A 23,545-nucleotide genomic window follows, 5' to 3' on the forward strand; every position below is an offset into this window, starting at 1 on the left:
ACATCCTGTCCTTTTCTACTGTCCTGAAGGGTGGCTAGCAGAAAGCTCGGAAATGCGCTTTGATTGGTGTCAAATAGATGCCTCAAAAACCCATGATTTCCAGCGCGGATCCCTTGTTCCAATGCAGACGTCTTTTTTCAAGCTGAACGGCCATTCTTTCCACGTCAGGACATGGGGCGACAAAGCCGCGCCACCATTATTGATGCTGCATGGTTTCCCCGAATACAGCGGTGCCTGGGCCGATCTTGCGCCTCATCTGGCAGAACGCTTTTATTGTATTGCTCCGGACCAGCGCGGTTATGGCCAAAGCTGGTGTCCCGAAGGGGTGCAGAACTATACCCTGTCGCAACTGGTCACAGACATGGCCGCACTGATTGAAACCTGCGGCGCGCCAGTTGCGCTGCTGGGTCACGACTGGGGCGCATCGGTGGCTTATGGCGTTGCCATGTTCCGCCCGGAACTCGTTGATCGGTTAATCATTGCAAACGGCGTACATCCGGTGCCGTTTCAACGCGCCATGGCCTCAGGTGGCGCACAATCCACAGCCTCGCAATATATCAATCTGCTGCGAGCACCCGATGCCGCACAAAAACTGTCCGAAAACAACTTTGCGATGCTGGAACAGTTCTTTCGCCATGGTATGGGGCTGGACTGGTTGACCGAAGCTCGCATGGCCGACTACCGCACTGAATGGGCCCGACCCGGTCGGCTGCAGGCGATGCTGAACTGGTACAGAGCCTCTCCGTTGGTTGTCGCCAAACCCGGTGTCCCCGCGACAGACCTGCCCGACCTGCCGCTCGACCGGTTGCATGTCAGGTGTCCGCACTTGTTGATTTGGGGGCCGGATGACAAAGCCCTTTTACCGGAAGCCACTGAGGGGCTGGAGGCGTTTGCCACCCACCTCACCCGTGTCACGATCCCTGGGACCGATCATTGGTTGCATCATCAAAACCCGCGGGCCGTGGCGCAGGCCATTCTGGAATGGACTGGCCTGACGTAATCAGGCCCCACCCGCGCGCAACGGCAAGCCAGGCAGCCTTTGTCGCAGCACCAACGATATCTGTAGCACCTTACCGGTGCCCCCAATCGTCAGGGTTGTCAGAGTTGTTCGGCGACAACCCCAACTCATCACCATCGGTTGAGCACCCAAGCCCCAGAACCGTCCGGTTTGCATATGAAAAATAGGAGCAAACCTGATTGATCTCTAGGATTTCGCCATCATCCCACCCCGCGTCGCGCAGGGCGCTGACATCCGCCTCGACCAGATCGCCCGGCGCTTCGGTCAGCTTGCGGGCATAATCCATCGCAGCCATTTGCGCCGCATCCAGCGGTGCAGCCGAGGGATCGCGCGCCTCAATCGCTGCCCTGATCGCGTTGCCACGCACCGTATCACCCAGCAAGCGCTGAAGACCTGCAAAGTGATGCTCGACGCAATACCCGCACCGGTTCAGTGAGCTGACCCAAACCCCCAGCACTTCCAGAAACCATTTCGGTATCTTGTTGCCCGAATGATGCAGCACTGCCTTGTACATGGCCATATGGCCTTCCATCGAATGCGGTCGAAGGCTGTGTGCCATCATGATGTTGTCTACGTTATTGTTCGGCCCGGTCACGCGTTCGTAGAGTTTCTTCAACTTTCCAGTCGCGTCTTCGAACGGAACGGTTCTGATCCAGCTCATTTATTCACCTCCGCTTTACCGGGATCAAAGGACTGGTTATCTGCACGGATTGCAAGCGGCTTGACAGAAAACGCACAACACCTCGCGTCCCTCTTCCCCCGGACCACATCACCTGCCATAATGGCGGAAACCCAAAAACAAGAGCAGCACCCATGCCCGAAGATCTGTTGACGCCCAGCGCCACTTCTACCTATGACGCCTCCTCGATCGAGGTGCTCGAAGGGCTGGAACCGGTTCGCAAACGCCCCGGCATGTATATTGGCGGCACGGATGAGCGTGCGCTGCACCATATGTTGGCCGAGATCCTCGACAACTCGATGGACGAGGCCGTGGCAGGCTATGCCAACCGGATCGAGGTCGAGCTGCATTCCGACTACGCCCTGACCGTCCGTGACAACGGGCGCGGTATCCCGATCGACCCGCATCCAAAATTTCCGGGCAAGTCCGCGTTGGAGGTGATCCTGTGTACCCTGCACGCGGGCGGCAAGTTCTCGGGCAAGGCTTACCAGACCTCGGGTGGCTTGCACGGGGTTGGTGCGTCGGTGGTGAACGCGCTGTCTGATTCGATGGTCGTGCAGGTGGCGCGGGACAAGCAGCTATATGAACAACGTTTCTCGCGCGGTATCCCACTTGGCCCGGTCGAAAAGGTTGGCGCGGCCCCGAACCGGCGCGGCACAACGGTGACCTTCCACGCCGACCCGGACATCTTTGGCCATCACAAGTTCAAACCCGCGCGGCTGTTCAAGTCCATCCGCTCCAAGGCCTATCTGTTCTCGGGCGTCGAAATCCGCTGGAAAACCGCCATCGATGACGGTGAAACCCCGCTTGAGGCCTCGTTCCACTTTCCCGGCGGCCTGTCGGATTACCTGAAAGAGACGATGAACGGCTCGTCTACCTATGCCGAGCAACCCTTTGCGGGCACCGTCGATTTCAACGAGAAATTCGGCACCCCCGGCAAGGTCGAATGGGCGATCAACTGGACACCGTCGCGTGACGGGTTCATCCAATCCTATTGTAACACCGTTCCCACCCCCGAAGGCGGCACCCATGTGGCCGGTTTCTGGGCTGCGATCCTCAAGGGGATCAAGGCCTATGGCGAGTTGATCAACAACAAAAAGGCCGCGCAAATCACCCGCGACGACCTGCTGACAGGTGGCTGCGCGCTGGTGTCGTGCTTTATCCGCGAGCCGGAATTCGTGGGCCAGACCAAGGACCGCCTGGCCACGGTCGAGGCGCAGCGGCTGGTCGAAAACGCGGTCCGCGACCATTTCGACAACTGGCTGGCGGCTGATACGAAATCCGCCGGCGCGATCCTCGACTTCCTCATCCTGAGGGCCGAAGAACGCCTGCGCCGTCGGGCCGAGAAGGAAACACAACGCAAGTCCGCCACTAAGAAACTTCGTCTTCCCGGCAAGCTGGTGGACTGTTCCAGTTCAACACGCGACGGCACCGAATTATTCATCGTCGAAGGCGATTCTGCGGGTGGCTCGGCCAAGATGGGTCGCGACCGCAAAACGCAGGCCCTGCTACCCCTGCGCGGCAAGATCCTGAACGTGCTGGGCGCGGCCAGTTCCAAGCTGGGCACCAATGCCGAGATCAACGACCTGACCCAAGCGTTGGGTGTCGGGCTTGGCACCAAGTTCAACGTCGACGACCTGCGTTATGACAAGGTCATCATCATGACCGACGCGGATGTGGACGGGGCGCATATCGCCTCCTTGCTGATGACGTTCTTCTTCACCCAGATGCGCCCGATGATTGACGCGGGCCACCTTTACCTGGCCTGCCCGCCCCTCTATCGCCTGACCCAGGGCGCCAAACGCGTCTATTGTCTGGACGAGGCCGAGCGCGACGAATGGCTGAAAAAAGGTCTGGGCGGCAAGGGCAAGATCGACGTGTCCCGCTTTAAGGGTCTGGGCGAAATGGACGCCAAGGACCTGAAAGAGACCACGATGGACCCCAAGTCCCGGAAATTGATCCGGGTCACCATCGACGAGGATGAACCCGGCGAAACCGGCGATCTGGTCGAGCGCCTGATGGGTAAGAAGCCCGAACTGCGGTTCCAATACATTCAGGAGAACGCGCGGTTTGTGGAGGAGTTGGATGTTTGAGGGTTAAGAGTCTATCGGCGGTTCAGACCTCTTGAGCCAATCGGGCATTTCTCTCAACTTGTTTCTTTCCTCATACCTGCCTTGAAGAGAAAGCTGTTTAGACAGTTCGCGTTTACGTTCCATTTCCTGTTTTCCTTCATAAAGACAACGAAGAAACGTTCTCTCGTCGGAAAGCGGCGGTATTGGATGAGTAATCAACGTTGTATCAAAGTGGTTTAGCGCGATCCATTTGACGATTGTCGCGATGCTTTCTAAAGCCTTCTCGACCTTTGCTCTGCTGGCGGGTTCGAGTTGCGCGTTTCCTACACGTTATTCAAAATCCGAATGTGCAATCCGCTTGTCTGACCAGTTTCGAGCAAAGCTCGAAGACCTAAGGCTACTCGAAACAAGTTTGGTAAGTGTCTTTTCACCATCGTCAAAGTACTTTGGCAAAGCACGTATGGAAACAGACTTTGCACTCATTCTTCTACCATGCGGTGGATCAGTTAGCTTTCTCAATCCAAGTAGAACTCTTTCAAAAACGATTGCCTCCAAGGTTTGAGAGGTTGAAGCCGAAATTGACTGGAGCATATCAAAGGTTTCTTTATTGGTCCCCCATAGCGACCGGTACAACCTCCATTCAACACGCAACCTAAAGAAGTCCGTCTTTAAGTGTTCGAAGAGGTTCTCAGCTTCATTTACCATTTAGTTTCTTTCAGAAGTTTTTTCGCAGCTAACATTCGCAGGGTGGATGTTCGCACCTATCAAATTGCCCGCATCGAGATGCGTGTAAACACCCATCCTACCCGATCAAAATCCTCGCGCCCGCCCTGGGGGCGGGTCGGGTGCGTGCTTGATGCCTCGCATCAAGCATTGACGGGGCGGAAGACCCACCACCACCACACGCGCCCTCAAAAAACCAAAATCTACTGCAATTCAAATCCCTTCGGTTTACTAATCAGATCAAGACCCGGCTTCCCCGTGGCAAGCTGGCTTGGATTTAACGATTAAGGATTTGCAATGGCCCGCCTTTATGACAGTCGAAAACGTGTTCTCGTAACCGGTGGGGCCGGGTTTCTGGGCTCGCATCTGTGCGACCGGCTTCTGGATCAGGGGCATGAGGTTTTGTGCGTCGACAACCTGTTCACCGGCACCAAGCGCAATATCGACCATCTGCACAGCAACCCGCGGTTCGAGTTCATGCGCCACGATGTGACCTTCCCGCTGTTTGTGGAAGTGGACGAGATCTATAACCTCGCCTGTCCCGCCTCACCCGTGCATTATCAACACGACCCGGTGCAGACGACCAAGACCAGCGTGCATGGCGCGATCAACATGCTGGGTCTGGCGAAACGCCTGAAATGCAAGATCTTTCAGGCCTCAACGTCTGAGGTCTACGGTGACCCGACGATCCATCCGCAGACCGAAGACTATTGGGGCAACGTGAACCCGGTTGGGCCGCGCTCGTGCTATGACGAGGGCAAGCGGTGTGCCGAGACGTTGTTCTTTGATTACCACCGGCAGATGGGGTTGGAGATCAAGGTCGCCCGCATCTTCAACACCTACGGCCCCCGAATGCACCCCGCCGATGGGCGCGTTGTGTCGAACTTCATCATGCAGGCCCTGACGGGCGAGCCGATCACGATCTTTGGCGACGGCACGCAGACCCGGTCATTCTGCTACGTGGATGATCTGATCGAAGGGTTCATCCGCCTGATGGACACAGGCAAGGACGTCACCGGCCCCGTTAATCTGGGCAATCCCAACGAATTCTCGATGAACGAGCTGGCCAGCGAGGTGCAGGCGCTTGTTGGCGCGGAAACCCCTATCAGTTTCAAAGAGTTGCCCGAGGACGATCCGAAACAACGTCAGCCCGATATCACGCTGGCGCGGACCCTGCTGAACTGGGAACCCACAGTACAGCTGAAGGAAGGGTTGGACGCAACGATCCGGTATTTCCGGACGCTTCAGTCAGAAGGCGCAGCCGGATAACGCGTCTCGCCATGGCTCGGGGACCGGATCAGACCGCCGTGCCGATCAGCGCGACGCCAATCGCCATGAGGACCGCGGCGCCCAGGCGTCGCATCCAGTTGCCTTCTTTCAGGAAAATGAACCCGATCAGCGCCGCAAAGATGACCGAGGTTTCCCGCAGGGCCGAAACCGCCCCAAGCGGCGCAAAGTTCTTGGCGTAAAGCACCAGACCATACGCTGTCATCGAAACCAGCCCACCCAAAAGGCCCGTCATCCATATTCTGACTGGCAGGTCTTTGAGGGTGGTGCGTTTCCTGACCCCGATAAACCCTACAATGAACAGGTGCAGAAAGGCCCCCCACGCCCAATAGCTGAGCGTATTGCCTGACAGCCGCACCCCAATCCCATCAACCACCGAATAGATCGAAATGCAGAACCCGGTTCCCAGCGCAAATCCCAGCGCGCTGCGCCCGACACCCGAACGCAGCGCCGCCCAGCTGCTCAGCTGAATGCCAACCGCGATTAAGGCGATCCCACCCCAGGCTTGCCAGGGCAGAACTTCGCCCACCAGCGCCATCGCCCAAAGCGAGACCAGTGCCGGAACAATCCCGCGTGCTATGGGGTAAACCACACTCAGATCGCCATGCTGGTAGGCCTTGCCCAGCATGAAGTAATAGCCGAAATGCACGACGGTCGAGAGCAGGATATAGACAAAGCTCTGCGTGTTCGGCAGCGGCAGCACCATCACCATAACCGCCGCCGGCAAGACCTGACCCAACGCGACCAGACCCAGCATGGTGGTGCGGTCCGCTGCCGTTTTCACGATGGCATTCCATACGGCATGCAGCAGCGCCGCCGACAGAATAATCAGAATGACGAACAGGGTCATACCCGAACCTTTCCCGCAGAATTCGTGCGTAAAAAGGGTCTTTGGCCCCATTTCACTTGGGCGTGGTGTCTGCCAAAACCGGGATTTTTGTCAAGCCGGATTCCAGTGGTCAAATTACCGCCACTGTTGGGGACGTGTCCGCAAGCCGTTTCCGGTCTCGTCCTGCACCCTTGTGCCCGGTAAGAAGTTACAACTGCACGTGATCCCGGTTGCAGGACGCGCATCACGTTCTAAGATCGGGCACATGAGTTTTGTGACAGACAACCAATTGCCCCTGCTAATCCTGTTTTTTCTGTCAGGATCGATCGGCACCGCCTTTTTGTTCCGCAAGCCAGCAGGGCACAGGGCATGGAAACTGGCCGATCTGGTCTGGGTCGTGCTGGGTGGCATCGGCGCATTGGTGGCTGTTCTGGCGGGGCTTTATACGTCGGACAGTTCGCGACTGGATCGCCAGATTGATGTAGCCTACGCCGCAACATTGGCATTCGACCGGGATGCCGCACGGTTTCGTCTGCGTTTCTGCGACCCTGCTTACGATCCTGACACGGCAGTGCTGTGCGACAAGGTTGAATTCCTGTCGGCATCAACTGCCAGCAACTCGGAATTGCCCCTGTTCATCGCCGTAACCAACGAAGTGGCCCCCCTGCAGGGCCTGCACTTCCTGTTCGGAAGTCAGGGCAAAGATGAAATGGACGAGCTGCGGGATATGACGGCAAAAGCTGATGCTTTCAATATCGACCAGTTCCTCGTATTCACGTCTCTGGACGACAAAACTCAGGTGGCCATCGACAACATGCGCCGTAAGGTACCCGCGATTGCCGGAGATTATCAGATCCTGGCACAAAGCTATGACGATCTGATCCAGCAGGTCGGCAAGTTGAAGGACGAATGGGAATACCTGCAGGCCAATGCCCATATTCTGGTTCTGCAAATCGTGGCGCTTTGTCTTGTTAGCTTTGCTGCCCCGTTTCGACTGGGAAAATCTTTGGTCGAATTGCGCCGGGCGCTCAACGTCGATAGCCCCGCGCCAACACCTGTGGATCAACCCCCAGAAAATAGCGCAGAAGTGTCCACAAGTTCCGCATGCCCCGTCGAGTCCAACCTGCCTGTTCATAGCGCTCCGCGCTCGTAAAGGCGCGCGACTCGAGTATTGCGATCCGTGGCAATGCGCGCACCAGCGCCACATCTTCCATCAAGGGTTGGTCCGGATACCCACCAGCCGCCAGATAGACATCACGCGGAACCAGAAACCCCTGATCTCCGTACGGTAAACCGAACAGCCTGCTGCGCAAATTGGCCCATCCGGCCACCCAGGTCGGCGCAAACCCACGCGCGCGAAAAGCCAACCGAAACGCAGCTGGTGCGTTGGAGGGTAGATGGGCGCTTACGCTCTCGGCCCATCCCTGTTGCAGCACGGTATCGGCATGAAGGATTAACAACCATTCACCATCAGCCTGCGCACACCCCCGGCGCAATTGACCGCCGCGCGACGGCTCACCTTTCAGAACAAGCGCGCCAACATCTTCTGCAATTCTCAACGTCTGGTCTGTTGAGCCTGCATCGCTGACGATCAGGTCCCTGATCAGCCCGGAATGCACCCCTTCCATCAGGGCTTCAAGGCACGCAGGCAAGGAACCGGCGGCATTCAAGGTTGGAATCACTACAGTGACGGGTGCGGGCACGTCCGATAACCTCTGGTCTTGACTGCGGGACTTCCTATATCACGAGGCCAAAGGCAATGACGAGGACCAAGCCATGCTCACCCGCCGCATCCTGCGCCTGACCGGCTCGGACACCGAAGACTTTTTGCAGGACCTTGTCACCAATGACGTTCGGGGGCTGGGCAATGGGCTTGTTTATACGGCGTTGCTTACTCCACAGGGCAAGTATCTGGCCGATTTCTTTCTGAAACGCGATGACGGTGGAGTGCTGCTGGACGTGGCCGAGCCTTTTGCAAATGACCTGATCAAGCGCCTGAACATGTACAAACTCCGGGCGGATGTAGTAATCGAAGGCACGGATCTACATCTGCAACGCGGCACTGGGCCAGCACCGGACACCGCCCTTCCTGACCCTCGTCACCCGGATATGGGTTGGCGCGATTACTCGACAGCTTCGGAAGGCGATGACGGAACCGACTGGGACGCGCTGCGCGTTCGACACTGCATCCCCGAGGCTGGGGTCGAACTGACGCCAGACAGTTATATCCTCGAATCCGGGTTCGAGGCGCTGAACGGCGTGGACTTCAAAAAGGGTTGCTATGTCGGTCAGGAAGTGACTGCGCGCATGAAGCACAAGACAGAATTACGCAAAGGCTTGCGGCGGGTCTTTGTCGAAGGCTCGGTTCCGGTGGGGACTGAGATTGCCGCAAACGGCAAACCTGTCGGCACCCTGTTCACGCAATCAGGCGGACACGGAATCGCGTATCTGCGCTTTGACCGTGCGAATGCAGACATGTTGGCCGGAGACGTCGTGGTTCGCCTGACGGACCAAGAATAACTTGTTGCCAAATCGGCACGGCCTTATCCGCCGTTTATCTCGTAAAGTTTGAACCCGTTACCCAGCCCTGCCAATGTGTCGGCACAGGGGCAACACGGATACCCGCATGTTTCAGCTTTACTCCGCGATTTGGCGCGCCAGCGCCGGACGGCAGATTGTCCTCATTCTGTTATCCATTGCCATTGCTGCGCTTGCCGCGGTTCCGCTTGAATTTCAACGCGATATTGTCAACCACCTTACGTCCAACGATCTTCATGTCGAAAAGCTGGTTCTGCTGGGCATCGGCATGATGATTGTCATCCTGCTAAGCCTCGCCCTGAAATGGGTTCTGGGTTTTCGCGCGGGTACATTGGGCGAAGACATGATCCGGCTGATCCGGCAACGCTTGCTGTGGCGTGCTACCGACCTGAAGGAAACGGGTGAAAATCTGCGCAAAGGTACCATGACGACCGCCATCTCAGCCGAGGCTGAGGAGCTGGGCAAGTTCGCAGGGGGCGCGTTCTCGGACCCGGTGGTTCAGGTTGGAACGCTGGTCAGCGTGATCGGGTACATATCCTCAACGCAGCCAGGCCTTGGCCTTATCGCGTTTTCCATGATTGTGCCGCAGATCATTATCGTTCTGGTGTCGCAACGCAAAGTGAACACGTTTGTCGCCGAACGCGTCCGCCTTTTGCGCAGCGCCACTGATAGGCTGACCACCGAGGATATCGATGCCGTCGAGCGGGATATCAATGCCCTGTTCGACGACATCTATGACACAAGGCGGCGCATGTTTCTTTGGAAGCTTTCGGCCAAGTTCCTATTGAGCGTAATCAACGGCGCCGGAACCGTAGGTATTCTGATGTTGGGCGGTTATCTGGTGCTGCAAGGAAAGACCGATGTCGGCACGGTGGTGGCCGCGATCAGCGGGCTTGGCCGGATACAGGGCCCGACCGCGTTCCTGATCGCCTTTTACAGACAAGTCAGTGCCAACCGCATCAAATACGAGCTGATGCTAGAACTATTCGGCCCGGACCCCGCGCATTACCGGTACCGCAACAGTGCATAAAAAAGACCGCGCAGCGGCTGCTTGCGCGGTCTGACACAAAAAGCGACGAAACGTCACGCGCGTTCGGAATATTCCATCGTTTCGGTGTTCACGATGATCATTTCATCCTGACCGATGAACGGCGGCACCATGACTTTCACGCCATTGTCCAGAATTGCAGGCTTGAACGAGTTCGCGGCGGTCTGACCTTTTACGACCGGCTCGGTTTCGACAATCTTGCAGGTTACTTTCTGCGGCAGCGTCGCGTTCAGCGCTTCACTTTCGTAGAATTCGACAACAATCGTCATGCCATCCTGAAGGAACGGACGACGCTCGCCCAGCAAATCCGCTGGCAATTCAATCTGTTCGTATGTTTCGGCATCCATGAAGACCAGCATGCCATCGGTTTCATACAGGAACTGCTGATCCTTCTGTTCAAGGCGCACACGCTCAACCTTGTCAGCCGAGCGGAACCGTTCGTTCAGTTTCGAACCATTGCGCAGGTTGCGCAGTTCGACCTGCGCGAAAGCGCCGCCCTTGCCGGGCTTCACATGGTCAACCTTGACCGCGGCCCAAAGGCCGTCGTTATGCTCAAGCACATTGCCGGGGCGAATTTCGTTCCCATTTATCTTGGGCATTACATAATTCCTTCACAAACGGTTGATGCGTCAGTTGCGCCTCCTATATCTGGCGGGAACATACCTGACAAGACAACCAAACCTAGTGCTGCACGTGCAGCGAGATATGCAAGTGACGCAACGCAACTATGCATATTAGCTGTATCCGAATCGCACTTTATCGGTCATAAGGACCGTCACGCCGAAAATTGCAAGAGCAAGAAAAACAAGGAAGACGAGATGAGAGATTTCGTTGACGGCACTGCCTTTAACAACGAACAAGGCAATCGTGCTCGCAAACTTTTCGCGGCCGTTGTGTTGGCCGCACTCGATGACGCCATTGCCGATGACAAGAAGTATGGCAATGGCCCGGAACAAATCGCCCGTTGGGCGCGCTCGCGCGATGGACGCGAAGTGCTGTCTTGCGCGGGAATCGACCCGAACGAGCGGGTTGTCAGCGGACTGATGGAGTTCGTTGGCCGTGGCGTGCGGACCTCGGTCGCGCTGTCGCGTGAAGAAAGCGAGCGTCGCAATGCCGCTCAGCAGGCTGAAGCTGCCTGATCCAAGGCTGTTTCAACTCAGAAAAAACGCGCTCTGCCATCAGAGCGCGTTTTTCTATGCGTATCCCACCACGATCCTGGGCGTCAGGGTGAGTTCAGGGCTTCCCCTGCCCGCCTAAATCAGGTCATCTGCGCCTTGACAGGTAGGAGACAATCCATGGTTCGCGCCATCATGATTCAAGGCACCGGCAGCAATGTCGGAAAATCCGTTCTGGTGGCGGGGCTTGCGCGGGCTTTTACACGGCGGGGTCTTCGGGTTGCGCCCTTCAAACCTCAGAACATGTCGAACAATGCTGCTGTTACAGAAAACGGTGGGGAAATCGGTCGCGCACAGGCCCTTCAGGCACGGGCGGCAAGGCGGGCGACGCATACGGATATGAACCCAGTATTGCTAAAACCTGAAACTGATACCGGCGCGCAGATCATTGTTCAGGGGCAGCGCGCGGGCACCATGAAAGCCGGTGATTACCGCAAGGATAAATCCAGGCTGCTAAGCGCCGCACTGGAAAGCTTTGACCGGCTGTGCAACGACGCGGATCTGGTTCTGATCGAAGGGGCGGGCAGCCCGGCCGAAACAAACCTGCGCAAGGGTGACATCGCCAATATGGGCTTTGCCTGCGCTGCGAACATACCTGTAATACTTGCTGGCGACATTCACCGCGGCGGTGTGATCGCACAGATCGTCGGCACTCAGGCGGTTCTGGACGACGGCGATCTTGCGCGAATTCGGGGCTTCGCCGTCAATCGGTTCAAAGGCGATGTGTCCCTATTTGACGAAGGGCGCGATGATATTGCCTCTCGTACAGGGTGGCCCTGTCTTGGGGTTGTGCCGTGGTTTCATGACGCCTGGAAACTTCCGGCCGAAGATATGATGGACATCCGCTCTCACACAGGCGGCACCTGCAAGGTTGTTGTGCCACAGCTTGAACGAATGGCGAATTTCGACGACCTTGATCCATTGTCGGCCGAACCCGGTGTGAGTGTCGAGATCATTCCGGCCGGACGCGCATTGCCGGGCGATGCCGATCTGGTTTTGCTACCGGGCAGCAAATCCACCATCGGAGATCTGGCCTATTTCCGTGCACAAGGCTGGGACATCGACCTGTACGGTCATGTTCGGCGCGGCGGGCATGTGCTGGGTCTTTGCGGTGGCTTTCAGATGCTGGGCAAGACCATTTCTGACCCCGATGGCGTGGACGGTCGACCAGGTAAGGTCGAAGGGTTGGGGTTGCTGGATGTAGACACGGTCATGGGAGAACAAAAGCAAGTTGTTCTGCGTACGGCCCATGCCTTGCCGGACCGAGAGCCGGTCACCGGATACGAAATCCACATGGGCCATACAGACGGCCCGGATTGCACCAATGCATGGCTTGAGGTCGAAGGCCGCCCTGAAGGCGCGGCCAGCGCAAACGGGCGGATCAAGGGAAGCTATCTGCACGGTATCTTTTCGTCCGACGCATTCCGGGCGCGGTATTTGGCAGCGTTAGGCGTGACCTCGGACCTGTCCTATGAGGACGGCGTCGAGCAGGCGCTGGACGATCTGGCCGATCATCTGGAGCGCCACATGGACCTTGACCTGCTGCTCAGCCTCGCGCAGCCCCCGCACCGTGGCTGAGAGTTACTCCAGATCCTGAGCCGCAAGAGCGCGGGCGATCTCTCGCCTGACCATCTTGCGCACATTTCGTGTAATCCGCTCACCCATCGTTCCTTGCAGCTCGGCGCGGACAACCTCTGCGATCAAGGTGCGCAGAGCGTCTTCATCCATGTCGATCGTCCTGACGTTTTCGTCGGAATCAGGTTCTTCGGCATCAGCATCAGACACAACAGCCTGAGACGACCGGATGAATTCCGCCTGACAAGATGCGTCTTCGTCCTGCTGAACCGCCTCTGGTTCGTCACCACCGGCAGCATCAATCGACATCGCAGCGGCAAATTCTTCTTCGACATCCCATGGCAGCGCGTGTGACGGTGTGCCCGAATATGCATCCTGGCTGTCACCGTCCGGTTCCCACTGATCTTCTGTTTGCGCAATTGCCGCTTCCAGCGCTTCAATCTTTGCACTCAGGCTGCTTGTTGCATCATCCGACGGGGCGTGTTTCGTCTCGGCTGTTTCTGGCTTGTCCTGGTCCGCGTTCGCAGGTTGACCCGTCTGAACGATGTCACAGGTGCGCAACAACATGGGCTTGGCGGCATCTGAAACTTCGGGTTCCGATACAGCTTTAGCGGGAATCACCCCCAATTGATCTGGTGTGCTGATCCGCAAAGCATCAGTAAGCACCAGCCGCCCCGGCTTTCGTGCTTTAGTCGTTTGATCCGAGACGGTTTTATCACGACTGTCTTCACTGACCAGACGTTTGACCGAAGACAGAACGTCTTCGATCCCTGCTTTCACGACATTATCAGACATTGTTCTCTACCGCTCTATCCTTGGATCGAGTGTAGCCAAACAATCCGCGCCTCACAACAAATAGTATTGTCGATCAGTCCCGGCGCAATGCTTTGAGAACGCGATCCAGATCCTTGCTTTGCTTGCTGACCTGTGCCGGCGCATTCTTGACCAGATTGTAATACAAAGTCGGATCATAGATTTGCACCGCCAACCCAAGACGCTCGGCTGTCAGAAGGCCCTGCGCCTGCAACAACTGATAGGCAGCCCGCGACCGTTCGGTGCGCGAAGCGACTTCTGCCAGCTGTGCATCCAGCAAATCCTGCTGTGCATTCAATACATCCAGAGTTGTTCGCGCGCCCAGAGTCGCCTCTTCCCGGATGCCATCAAAAGCCACTTGCGAGGCGTTAACGCGCTCGGTTGATGCCCTCAGGCTGGCGCTGGCCGCCTGAAACGCCGCATAACGGTCGGTCACACCCTGCGTGATGTTCTTTTGAACGTTCAGAAGATTCGCACGCGAGGCATCCCGGCTGGCCATTGCGCGGCGGACATTTGCCGCCAACCGGCCACCCGCGTAGATAGGTTGTGTGAAGTTCAGCGACACGGTCGCGTCGTTCACATAGTCATTGTTGTCATAGCGCTCGGACACGCCAGCATCGGCATTCAGGCTGACATTCGGCCCAAGGTTTGCCCGCTGTTGCTGCACGACCAGATCAAACGCCCTGACCTGATGCTGAGCCGATAGAATGGCCGGGTGGTTGCGTTGCGCCAGATTCACAGCTTCTGCTTCGGAACGCGGCAGATTGGGCAGGCTCGGCTGACCAGCCGTTCGCCCCGGTGCCTTTCCGACTGCATTCACGTATTCGGCTTGCGCAATGCTCAATTCACCGCGTGCCACTGCCAGATCCGCCTGAGAGCTTGCCAGCTGTGCTTCGGACAATGCGACATCCGTCCGGGTTACTTCGCCCACTTCGAAGCGGTCATTCGACGCCCTAAGTTCCTCTGCTGACACATCCACGTTGTTCTGGCGGATCGCCACGGTCTCTTCCTGCAACAGGACGCCCAGATAGGCATTTGCTGCGCGGATAAGAACCTGTTGTTCGATATCGATCAGGGTTTGCCGGGTCGATAGTACCGTTTCCTGCGCCGACTGCTTGCCCAGCACAGACGCGCCGCCATCATACAAAAGCTGGCTCAGCGTCAGGCCCGAAAAGAACCGCGACGGTTCGTTTGTCGTCACGACGTTATTGACCCGTGACCGGGTGTAATCCTGGCTGACCTGCACGGTCCAGTTGATGATTGGTCGCAACGCAGAAAGCGCAATGGCCACATCTTCATCCGCGGCGCGCAGCAACGCCCGGTTCTGTTCAAGCAAACCACTGGTGTTATACGCGCCGATGAACGCATCCGTTATGTTGTCTGCCCACGCTGCACGCCCTGGCATCACGCTCATGGCAAGTCCTGCGGTCACAGCAAACGCCCTGACCAGCTTACCTGTCGCCGAACCACGCATACCAAAATCCTCTCAAACGAAATTACACTGCCCTGCAGGCAGTTTGCGGCCTTCTTTTCAACTAATCAAGGTGATAGAAAAATCTATCGGCGGACTATAGCGAAAATGCACACTCTGCCGAAAAACCTTCCAGAACCGGAGCATTGGCATTGAACACATCACGCCAACTGACGCGACCACCAGTTTTTCGACCGATCCGCACGGTGCCCAGGTTGCCGTTGACAAACAGACACACGATCCGACCGTGATCCTTGAGTTGATCCAACAGGGCATCAGGCACCTGCTCGACACCGCCCTGCACCATGATCGCATCATAGGGGCCGTGTTCCGCCACACCCTGTTCCAGCGCGCCGACGTGGATAATGGCGTTGTGCACGTCAGCTTCGGCCAAGAGGTTTTGCGCCTCGGCTGCAAGGGTTTCGTCGCTTTCAACACCCACAACCAACTCAGCCATCCGCGCGGTGACAGCCGTGGAATACCCCATTGCCGGAGCGATATCGAGGACCATCTCATCCTTGGATATGTTCAGCACGTCCAGCATTTTAGCTAGGGTTCGCGGCTCCAACATGCTGCGCCCGTCCCCCAGATCAATCAGGCCGTCCACATAGGCCGCCTCGCGTTGAGAATCGGGCACGAAGCTTTCCCGCGGAACACTCAGCATCGCCTCAATGATCGGGAACTTGGTGACGTCAGAGGGGCGGATCTGTGTATCAACCATTGTGCGGCGCCGGGCTGCGAAGTCAGTCATTGGATATCTCGTCTCATTCCCAAAGATGTCCGGCTTGTGCCATATCCTGAACCTTCCAGCAACGCCCCTGTTGCCGCAACCTGAATCTTGATCAACTCCTTGGGCGTGGACTTCGGCAAATTTCGATCTTGCCGGCAATTTCGCGCGCAATCCACTGGACGCCCCAGAGGAAAGCTGTTAAAAACCCAGTCACACCACAGCAAGTATTTGATTTTACTTGAAAAGGCGAGTTGGCGGAGTGGTGACGCAGCGGATTGCAAATCCGTGTACACCGGTTCGATTCCGGTACTCGCCTCCAATCCTCCTTATTGTGTTTTTTCTCAATATATTAGACACTTGGAGTATCTCATGGAGGATACTTTGGAGGATACAGGTGCTTGATTACCCCGCGACGACCTTGGCGCAGAACAAAGGTAAATATTACGTTCTCCTGACGATCCCTGCGGAGCTTCGCCAGCATTTCAACGGTAGGAAGCAACTCAAGAAATCCACTGGTACAAGTGATTTGGCTGATGCCAAGCGTAGGCAACACAACATATCTGCTGAACTCTACGCTCAACTCGACAACTGCAAGCCTGATCCACGCGACGTTATCAGTGATCTACTCGGCTGGATCGGTGATGCTGACGAGGTGCAACGCATGGAGGACATCGGGGAACTAGAGGGTCTGATTCAGTACCACAAGAATCTTGAGTACACAGAAGACGAGGACGAAGACTACGTTATCGACGTAATCAACGAAAACGCGGTTGAGGCTCTCAAGATATACCAAGAATGGAAGGCTGGCGGCACCGAGCGGGCGGCTGCGCCGGGAACGGTTTACCTAGCTAACGCTTCTAAAGATTACCTTGAAACCAAGCCGTACAGCACGATCAAAACACAGCGCGAAGCGGAACATGCCCTTGAGCAATTCAAGGACTTCGCGGGGGACATTGCCCTGTCTGACGTCACTGCGGTCAAGGTTCATGAGTTCGCAGAAATCATCGGTGCATCAAAAAGCCGAAAGACCATCGATAAGAAGATCGGCTACGTCCGGCGTATGTTTGATCATGCAGTGCGTAAAGGTTGGGTTCCTCAAAACGTGTTCGCAGGGATCAAGCTGGACAAGAACCTCGGAACCAAAAAACAAAGCTACACACCATTTACCAAGAGAGAACTCAAGGCACTCTTTGAGCAACCCATGGAGCCGCACCTTCGCCGCCTATTGTCGATCTTGACGACCACCGGCATGAGGCTCGACGAGGCCGCTCTATTGACGTGGGAGGACATCAAAGAGGACGAGGAACAAGGCGTTCTATACTTTGACCTCACGGGTGCCATCGTGAAGAACTCGGGGTCTAAGCGGCGGGTACCCGTCCACCCTGCCCTTACGTGGATCGAGACGGGTAAATCCGGTCAGATGTTCCCAGAGTTTCCCCGAGACCGCGATGGTAAGACGCAGGGTCCTGCCTCCAAGGCATTGATGCCATGGGTGCGCAGGGTCACTGAGGACCCCACAAAGGTCGTTCATTCACTTAGGGGGAACTTCAAGGACATGCTGAGGGACGCAGGCGTATCCAAGGAGATAAACGACTTCATCACCGGACACGGTTCGGGCGATGTGGCTGGTTCTTACGGTGAAGGACCGAGCTTGAAGGTTCGGAAGGAAGCAATCGAGAGATTGAAGTTCGAGTACATTACTAAGGTGGTCTGAGGCTTGGGACAGCACCCCCCGGTTCCATCTGCCACCCGGTGATGATCAGGATTTTACACTACTGCCAAGCCGGTAAATTTCCCGCAGAGTAGACTTTGGCTAATCGTTGTAGAGACTCAGCTGCAGCCTTCGGTATGCGTCTGATACGGCGGCAAGGCCTCCGAGTTTCTCTTTGCCCTCGCCAATACTGCCATATCGCGCCACTAGAAATTGGCCCAACTTCTTAGTTGCCAATTCACTCTCACCATCTGTTTCGTAGGCCTTGAGGATGCCGAGCAGCAAGTCTTTAGTCTCCGCCTCAAAGACATCCATCGACCCTTCTCTAACGCGGTCAGCCCTATCGTGTCTCGTCTTGGGGGCGTTTGTGAAAAGGATGTAACTCAGTACATCAAACAGATCGCTCTCCGGAGCATCGACTAACCGCCGAATGTCATCGAGCCTGTCCTTATCATATCCTCGGTCAGACAGTTGTCCGCGAAAGTGTTCGCGGTTGTCAGGGTCGCTCCACACCGTCCGCAGTTGGTCTTCATCCGCAACAATTCCAGAAAGATCACCAAAAAGCCTCTTCAGGAACTCCGCCGCAGAGATCGGTTTGCCCTCGGGACTCCAGTAGGTGGTGGCCGCGATGTATTTGATATTGCGAACTGTCCCATCCGAGAGCGCGACTTGGATCTTCTCTCGGGGGAGGTCATCCGCATCTTCACCGTTTTCTGGTGGTTCGCCTTCATCTATCGGGGGTTCGCTCGGTGGAACACGAGGACCTCGGGGCGCTTCAGGCTCAAGCGGTTCCCCATCCCATTCAGGATCGTTGAAGTTCTCATGCGCTTTCACGAAGTCCCAGATCGTGAAGAAGTCTTTGCCTTCAAAGGTCCGTGTCCCCCGACCGATGATCTGCTTAAACTCGATCATTGAACGAATTGGGCGCATCAGAACGATATGGCGGATGTTCCTCGCATCGACGCCCGTCGAGAGTTTCTGCGAAGTGGTCAGAACCGTTGGGATCGTCTTTTCGTTGTCTTGGAAGTCGCGAAGGTGTTGTTCACCAACTGCGCCGTCGTCGGCAGTCACGCGGTGACAGTAATTTGGGTTCGTGCTGTCCTTAACTTGATTGATGAGGTCACGTACGAGAGCTGCGTGATCCTGTGTAGCACAGAACACCAACGTCTTTTGTCGCTGGTCGATCTGGCTCATGAATTCCTGCACACGGCTCAGCTCGCGCTCTTCAATCACGATACGGGTATTGAAATCGCTCTCGGTGAACGCTTCACCGGCCTCGATGTCGCCGACAATCACTTCATCGGAGCCGTCATAAACATACTCATCAATGGTGCTTGCCATCTGACGCACCTTGAAAGGCGTCAGGAAGCCGTCCTCGATACCGTCCCGCAGTGCGTAGGTGTAAGCCGGTTCGCCGAAGTAAGCGTAGGTATCGGCATTGTGCTTGCGCTTGGGGGTAGCCGTCAGGCCAAGCTGTGCTGCAGGTTCAAAATACTCCAGCAAATGACGCCATTCGCTCTGGTCGTTCGCACCACCTCGGTGGCACTCATCGATCACAATGAAGTCGAAGAAATCCGAGGGATAATCCATATAGACCGGATCACCTTCACCCGTCATGAAGGTTTGGAAGATCGTGAAGAACAGGCTCGCGTTCTTCGGAGGCTTGCCACCGTTCTTGCGGATCGTGTCGGGGTCTATGCGAGTAACCGCATCGTTCGGGAACGCCGAGAATGCGTTGTAAGCCTGATCGGCGAGGATATTCCTGTCAGCTAGGAAGAGGATACGCGGTCGCCTGACCGGCTCACCTGACAGGTTCCACTTTGACTGAAATAGTTTCCAAGCGATCTGGAAGGCTATGGACGTCTTTCCTGTTCCGGTTGCAAGCGTCAGCAATATCCGCTTGTCGCCATTTGCTAGAGCTTCCAAGGCGGCTGCAATAGCGTTGTGCTGGTAATAGCGCAGCTCCCACTTGCCGCCGTCTGTCTCGAAGTCTACAGCACCGAAGCGTTCGCGCCAGTCATTCTGAACGGCGAACGTACGATCCCAGAGTTCATCGGGTGTGGGAAACGGCAACGCCATGTCGCCTTCTGCTCCAGAGAGCATATCGATCTCGTACCACTTCAAACCGTTCGAAGCATAGGCGAAGCGAGACCCGAGCCGTGATGAGTAATCCTTTGCCTGACCGACGCCGTCACGGTGGCTTTTGCCTGCTCGCTTGGCCTCAAGCGCCGCCAGCTTCTGGCCCTTGTACATCAGAACATAATCAGCTGAGAGACCTCTTCCACGCGTACCGCCTGACTGTATGCGTCCCGGGCAAATCAACTCTTCCCGAATGCGAGACCCTTCGACAACTCCCCATCCAGCGGCTTGAAGCGCCGGGAGAATACGGTTGGTGCGGGTTTCCGCTTCTGTCTCGTCGTGGATGCTCATGGTTTCCTGTGTTGCCTCACATGCTCTCGCCATGATCCCTGTCGTTGCAATGCATGATCCACTTCGTCGATGCTGTGTCCAGTCAATGAAACCAACTCTTCGAAGGCGCAACAGAATTGCTCGTACATCTGGGCAGAGTTGGCATCCGATACCCTGAAGTCATAACGCGGGGAGGTCCCAGTCCTATCAGGAAACATGGAAACGTTCAGATGTATGACAGGTGCTTTGAGTAGCAGGTTCATCGAACAGCCTGTCCATTGATCAACAATGTACCCTTGGGGGTTATCGGCAGACGCCTTTGCACGGCCCAAAAAGTAGATGAGCTTTGTATAGTAGGCCGGTCCAACTCCGGGCATCTTCCCTTGTCCACGGAGAATTCGAAAAGCCTCATAGGCATCTGCTCTATTCACTTCGCCAGCCCGAATAGCCTCTGCAACACTGAGCCACCCGTTTGATGCGGCCTCGAAAAAGGCTTTGTGATAGGCCATGTTCATACCGCCCCAAGCTAAGGCTGCGGCAGCTACGTCAGCAGTTCCCACGTCAGGGTTACCTGCTATACGAAAGACCTCGTCTCGGCCTATTTTCGGCGGTATTGCGGGCGCGAGGCTCGCGTTGTTCACTCCCCGCAGCCCAATGCAGAACTTGTCCCATGGCTTACCCCCGGGATCGTCAGGGCGGAGTTCTACTGAAAAGCTATTTTGAAACGCTTCAAAATGCGGAGCCATCGCTTCGATCATGTCAGTTCACCCGCGAAGGCTTTCTGCAGGAGTGACTGGCGGAGGTCTTCGAGGCCTTGGAGTTTGTTGGAGTAGGCTTCCGAAAGCTCGTCAAAGCCTTCCTTTACAATCGACAAACGCTCGACAGTCTTGGCCTGCGCCTCAATGCACGGCAGTGAGAAACTAAAATCCCTAATTTGCGTCGGGCTGATGTGAGGGACACCTGTGCCAGTCTGGATAGAAAGCACATAACGCTCAAAAGACTTGCTACCGATCAGCAGCGCCAAAAAGTTTTTATCAAGAGATGCCAAACAACGAATCCTTGCTACACGTTGCACCAAAAGGCTTGGGACGTCATCATCCGAAAGCACCGCAAATTTAATGCCCGCTTTGATCCAGGTGCGGTCCATTGCGATCAATACGTCGTCGGCCGCTAGCTGGAATTTTTCATATGCCTCGCAATCGTCGAGAGGCCAATACTTAGCGCCTTCCCACCGAACTGCTCCAGGAACGATGTTGTCGCCCCGCATTAACCGCATTGCGTCGCGGTCTTCGGTATAGCCCTTGCTCTTAAAGGCAAAACCAGCCAGCAAGTCTATATGTTCGCCAAGGCTGGTTTCTTTTGATTGTCCTACGGCTTCAAGTTCAGCTTCTACGGAGTTTTCAAACAACTCCCGCGCACTCTGCAGGTTCGCCTCAGCGTTCTCCTTGGCGCGAGCCAAACCCTCGAAGGCTTCGTCCAGTACCGCAACGATTTTTCGTTGTTCTTCGAGGGGTGGGATGGGGATGGAGAGAGACTTGATAACGGGCATATCCAGTTTGTGGACTGTTGCCCCCCTTGTTACTCGATCCAAAAGTAGAGGTTCGACGGCTTGGAAATAATAGGCGAGGAAACGGCAATCTAGTCGCTTGTCGGGAATGATTGCCTTGAGGTCTTGATTGACCGTTAGTTCTCGACCCGCGATTGCGATAGGAATTGTTCGGGCCAAGATGCCTGATCGCACTACGATCAAGATAGCGCCCTCAGGTATTCTTTTTGCGGCTGACTTTTCGACGGCAATATCGGTTATATAGTCAATACTGTCCGACACTACGTCAGACTTCATGTCCTTTGGCGAAACCCACGGAATGTCACCGCCCCAAAAACTTGTGTTTTGCTTTGAAGGAGTGCCGCCGCCAGTGAATTTACACACATCTCCAAGTGGTTTCGCTTCCCAGCCTACTTTGATGAAGTCCTTCACAGCATCCCCCGGATGTCTTCGAGGATCTTGGCTGTCTCAGCATCTCGCGCCAGCATGTCCGCAATGATTTCCTCAGGAGACCGCAAGGGAGCCTCCTCAGGTGCATTGGGGTTCTTCACTGATAGATCGTAAGTTTCTTCATCAAGATCGGCTCGTTTCACGATCCAGCTCTGTGGCCCGTTGGGTCTTGTCTTCTGCAGCTCCACAAACTCAGCCAGATCGTCATCGTTGAGTGGATTGGTCTTACCCAAGCTGCGACCGGGATCGAGCTGATAGAACCAGATGTCTCTTGTGGGTGCGCCCTTCTCGAAGAACAACACCACCGTCTTCACACCAGCACCCTGAAAGGTCCCTTGCGGACAGTCGAGGATAGTATGCAACTCAGCCGCTTCCAGCAGCTCCTTGCGTAAGGCTATCGAGGCGTTGTCGGTGTTGCTGAGGAAGGTGTTCTTGATAACGACCGCCGCTCTGCCACCAGCTCGCAGCTTGCGAATGAAGTGCTGGAGAAAGAGATAGGCTGTCTCTCCAGTTCTGATCGGAAAGTTCTGCTGCACCTCTCGCCGCTCTCCGCCCCCGAAAGGAGGATTGGCGAGGATGATGTCGTGGCGGTCCTTCTCTTGGATATCCATCACGTTTTCATTGAGCGTGTTGGAGTGGATCAGGTTGGGTGCCTCGATCCCATGAAGGACCATATTCATGATACCGATGACGTAGGCGAGACCCTTCTTCTCCTGCCCGTAGAAGGTGTGGGTCTGCAGCGTCTCGAAGTCGGACGCCGACAGTTTGTCAGTGCGCATGTAGTCGTAGGCTTCACAGAGGAAGCCAGCGGAGCCTACTGCGCCGTCGTAGATCGTTTCACCTATCTTGGGGTCAGTTACCTTGATCATTGCCCGAATAAGCGGACGAGGGGTGTAGTATTCGCCCCCATTGCGACCTGCATTACCCATGCGACGGATGCGGGTTTCATACAGCTCTGAGAGTTCGTGGCGTTGGGCTTGGGTGTTGAATGACAAGCCGTCTACTGCCTCCAGCACGTCTCGAAGGATGTACCCGGAGCGAAACTTGTTGCGCAGCTCGGTGAACACCTCACCGATCTTGTACTGGATCGTTTGCGGACCGGTGGCAGACTGACGGAAGGCCGCGAGATACGGGAACAGCTCCTGATCCACGAACTTGATCAGGTCATCGCCGATACGTGCTGTTTTGTGATCGAACTCACCGTTGACCTTGGGTGCCGCCCAATTGTCCCAACGGTAGTCGCCTTCGATAATGGGCGAGTAGTCTTCGCCATCAAGTTCGGCTCTGTCGCGTCGCTCGCTTTCGAGGTCATGCAGATACTTCAGGAATAGGACCCAAGATGTCTGCTCTACATAGTCCAGCTCGTTGGCGATGCCATCTTCGGCGCGGAGGTCCCGCTCGATCTTGTTGAACGCGTTCTCGTACATGTCTTCCTGCTCATTTTGTTGTCGGCAGAGTTTCACCTGAGGGT

Annotated in this window: 20 protein-coding genes, 1 tRNA gene and 1 pseudogene; 10 read left to right on the plus strand and 12 right to left on the minus strand. The window is 56.0% G+C overall.

Annotation, left to right across the window (positions count from 1 at the left end; all coding sequences use genetic code 11):
• The first annotated feature begins 121 nt into the window (after positions 1–121).
• Entirely contained in the window at positions 122–1,000 is an 879-nt protein-coding gene (locus tag ACR0ES_RS04100) for an alpha/beta fold hydrolase (protein WP_480484210.1), read from the plus strand.
• A gap of 70 nt (positions 1,001–1,070) precedes the next feature.
• Here the strand turns inward: ACR0ES_RS04100 and ACR0ES_RS04105 are convergent, their stop codons facing one another.
• On the minus strand, positions 1,071–1,679 hold the full coding sequence (locus ACR0ES_RS04105) for a carboxymuconolactone decarboxylase family protein (protein WP_480564101.1): 609 nt from the start codon (positions 1,677–1,679) through the stop codon (positions 1,071–1,073).
• A 152-nt stretch (positions 1,680–1,831) separates the two neighbouring features.
• Here ACR0ES_RS04105 and parE point away from each other — a divergent pair, with 152 nt between their 5' ends.
• Entirely contained in the window at positions 1,832–3,790 is a 1,959-nt protein-coding gene (gene parE, locus ACR0ES_RS04110) for a DNA topoisomerase IV subunit B (protein ID WP_209596923.1), read from the plus strand.
• 309 nt (positions 3,791–4,099) lie between these two features.
• On the opposite strand, the gene ACR0ES_RS04115 is transcribed toward parE, so the two are convergent.
• Entirely contained in the window at positions 4,100–4,474 is a 375-nt protein-coding gene (locus ACR0ES_RS04115) for an AbiU2 domain-containing protein (RefSeq protein ID WP_480869582.1), read from the minus strand.
• Positions 4,475–4,789: 315 nt separating this feature from the next.
• Here ACR0ES_RS04115 and ACR0ES_RS04120 point away from each other — a divergent pair, with 315 nt between their 5' ends.
• Positions 4,790–5,761 (plus strand): UDP-glucuronic acid decarboxylase family protein, encoded by a 972-nt coding sequence (locus tag ACR0ES_RS04120; protein ID WP_480485203.1) that lies wholly within the window; start codon positions 4,790–4,792, stop codon positions 5,759–5,761.
• A gap of 28 nt (positions 5,762–5,789) precedes the next feature.
• Here the strand turns inward: ACR0ES_RS04120 and ACR0ES_RS04125 are convergent, their stop codons facing one another.
• Positions 5,790–6,629, minus strand: a complete 840-nt coding sequence (locus ACR0ES_RS04125) for an EamA family transporter (protein WP_480564089.1) — start codon at positions 6,627–6,629, stop codon at positions 5,790–5,792.
• A 244-nt stretch (positions 6,630–6,873) separates the two neighbouring features.
• On the opposite strand from ACR0ES_RS04125, the pseudogene ACR0ES_RS04130 reads away from it, so the two are divergent.
• Positions 6,874–7,629, plus strand: a pseudogene (locus tag ACR0ES_RS04130) (hypothetical protein); the annotation flags it as partial.
• 7 nt (positions 7,630–7,636) lie between these two features.
• On the opposite strand, the gene ACR0ES_RS04135 reads toward ACR0ES_RS04130, so the two are convergent.
• Entirely contained in the window at positions 7,637–8,311 is a 675-nt protein-coding gene (locus tag ACR0ES_RS04135) for a TIGR04283 family arsenosugar biosynthesis glycosyltransferase (protein ID WP_480869585.1), read from the minus strand.
• Between the two features lie 73 nt (positions 8,312–8,384).
• On the opposite strand from ACR0ES_RS04135, the gene ygfZ reads away from it, so the two are divergent.
• Positions 8,385–9,128: a CAF17-like 4Fe-4S cluster assembly/insertion protein YgfZ gene (ygfZ, locus tag ACR0ES_RS04140; protein ID WP_480564086.1), complete on the plus strand. Its 744-nt coding sequence runs from the start codon at positions 8,385–8,387 to the stop codon at positions 9,126–9,128.
• Between the two features lie 106 nt (positions 9,129–9,234).
• A complete protein-coding gene (locus tag ACR0ES_RS04145; protein ID WP_480558264.1) occupies positions 9,235–10,176 on the plus strand; it encodes an ABC transporter transmembrane domain-containing protein in 942 nt (313 codons plus the stop codon).
• A gap of 53 nt (positions 10,177–10,229) precedes the next feature.
• On the opposite strand, the gene efp is transcribed toward ACR0ES_RS04145, so the two are convergent.
• Positions 10,230–10,793: an elongation factor P gene (efp, locus tag ACR0ES_RS04150; protein ID WP_209503361.1), complete on the minus strand. Its 564-nt coding sequence runs from the start codon at positions 10,791–10,793 to the stop codon at positions 10,230–10,232.
• Positions 10,794–11,012: 219 nt separating this feature from the next.
• On the opposite strand from efp, the gene ACR0ES_RS04155 reads away from it, so the two are divergent.
• Both ACR0ES_RS04155 and ACR0ES_RS04160 read left to right on the plus strand, forming a co-directional pair.
• Positions 11,013–11,333 carry a DUF6280 family protein gene (locus ACR0ES_RS04155; RefSeq protein ID WP_037310273.1) on the plus strand — a complete coding sequence of 107 codons (321 nt, stop codon included), beginning with the start codon at positions 11,013–11,015 and terminating at the stop codon, positions 11,331–11,333.
• Between the two features lie 156 nt (positions 11,334–11,489).
• The gene (locus ACR0ES_RS04160; RefSeq protein ID WP_480869587.1) at positions 11,490–12,947 is read left to right on the plus strand and encodes a cobyric acid synthase; all 1,458 of its coding nucleotides are present in this window, start codon (positions 11,490–11,492) and stop codon (positions 12,945–12,947) included.
• 3 nt (positions 12,948–12,950) lie between these two features.
• Here the strand turns inward: ACR0ES_RS04160 and ACR0ES_RS04165 are convergent, their stop codons facing one another.
• The 3 genes from ACR0ES_RS04165 to ACR0ES_RS04175 all read right to left on the minus strand — a co-directional run bounded on the left by ACR0ES_RS04165 (position 12,951) and on the right by ACR0ES_RS04175 (position 15,979).
• Positions 12,951–13,739: a hypothetical protein gene (locus ACR0ES_RS04165; protein ID WP_480869590.1), complete on the minus strand. Its 789-nt coding sequence runs from the start codon at positions 13,737–13,739 to the stop codon at positions 12,951–12,953.
• 73 nt (positions 13,740–13,812) lie between these two features.
• Complete coding sequence (locus ACR0ES_RS04170; RefSeq protein WP_209503355.1) at positions 13,813–15,231, minus strand: TolC family outer membrane protein; 1,419 nt, start codon at positions 15,229–15,231, stop codon at positions 13,813–13,815.
• A 94-nt stretch (positions 15,232–15,325) separates the two neighbouring features.
• On the minus strand, positions 15,326–15,979 hold the full coding sequence (locus ACR0ES_RS04175; protein ID WP_267363657.1) for a protein-L-isoaspartate O-methyltransferase family protein: 654 nt from the start codon (positions 15,977–15,979) through the stop codon (positions 15,326–15,328).
• A gap of 224 nt (positions 15,980–16,203) precedes the next feature.
• Between ACR0ES_RS04175 and ACR0ES_RS04180 the strand changes: the two genes are divergently transcribed.
• Both ACR0ES_RS04180 and ACR0ES_RS04185 read left to right on the plus strand, forming a co-directional pair.
• Positions 16,204–16,277: transfer RNA gene (locus ACR0ES_RS04180), tRNA-Cys, on the plus strand.
• Positions 16,278–16,352: 75 nt separating this feature from the next.
• Entirely contained in the window at positions 16,353–17,672 is a 1,320-nt protein-coding gene (locus tag ACR0ES_RS04185; RefSeq protein WP_480869592.1) for a DUF6538 domain-containing protein, read from the plus strand.
• A gap of 99 nt (positions 17,673–17,771) precedes the next feature.
• Here ACR0ES_RS04185 and hsdR read toward each other — a convergent pair whose 3' ends face one another.
• The 4 genes from hsdR to ACR0ES_RS04205 are packed head-to-tail and all read right to left on the minus strand — an operon-like array spanning position 17,772 to position 23,501.
• Entirely contained in the window at positions 17,772–20,099 is a 2,328-nt protein-coding gene (gene hsdR / locus ACR0ES_RS04190) for an EcoAI/FtnUII family type I restriction enzme subunit R (protein ID WP_480869594.1), read from the minus strand.
• Entirely contained in the window at positions 20,096–20,836 is a 741-nt protein-coding gene (locus ACR0ES_RS04195) for an 8-oxoguanine DNA glycosylase OGG fold protein (protein WP_480869596.1), read from the minus strand. Before ACR0ES_RS04195 ends, hsdR begins: the two co-directional genes overlap by 4 nt.
• A complete protein-coding gene (locus ACR0ES_RS04200) occupies positions 20,833–22,056 on the minus strand; it encodes a restriction endonuclease subunit S (RefSeq protein WP_480869599.1) in 1,224 nt (407 codons plus the stop codon). The genes ACR0ES_RS04195 and ACR0ES_RS04200 overlap by 4 nt, the downstream gene beginning before the upstream one ends.
• A complete protein-coding gene (locus ACR0ES_RS04205) occupies positions 22,053–23,501 on the minus strand; it encodes a class I SAM-dependent DNA methyltransferase (RefSeq protein ID WP_480869601.1) in 1,449 nt (482 codons plus the stop codon). The genes ACR0ES_RS04200 and ACR0ES_RS04205 overlap by 4 nt, the downstream gene beginning before the upstream one ends.
• Positions 23,502–23,545 lie beyond the last annotated feature (44 nt).

Source organism: Ruegeria sp. N7, from assembly GCF_056531345.1.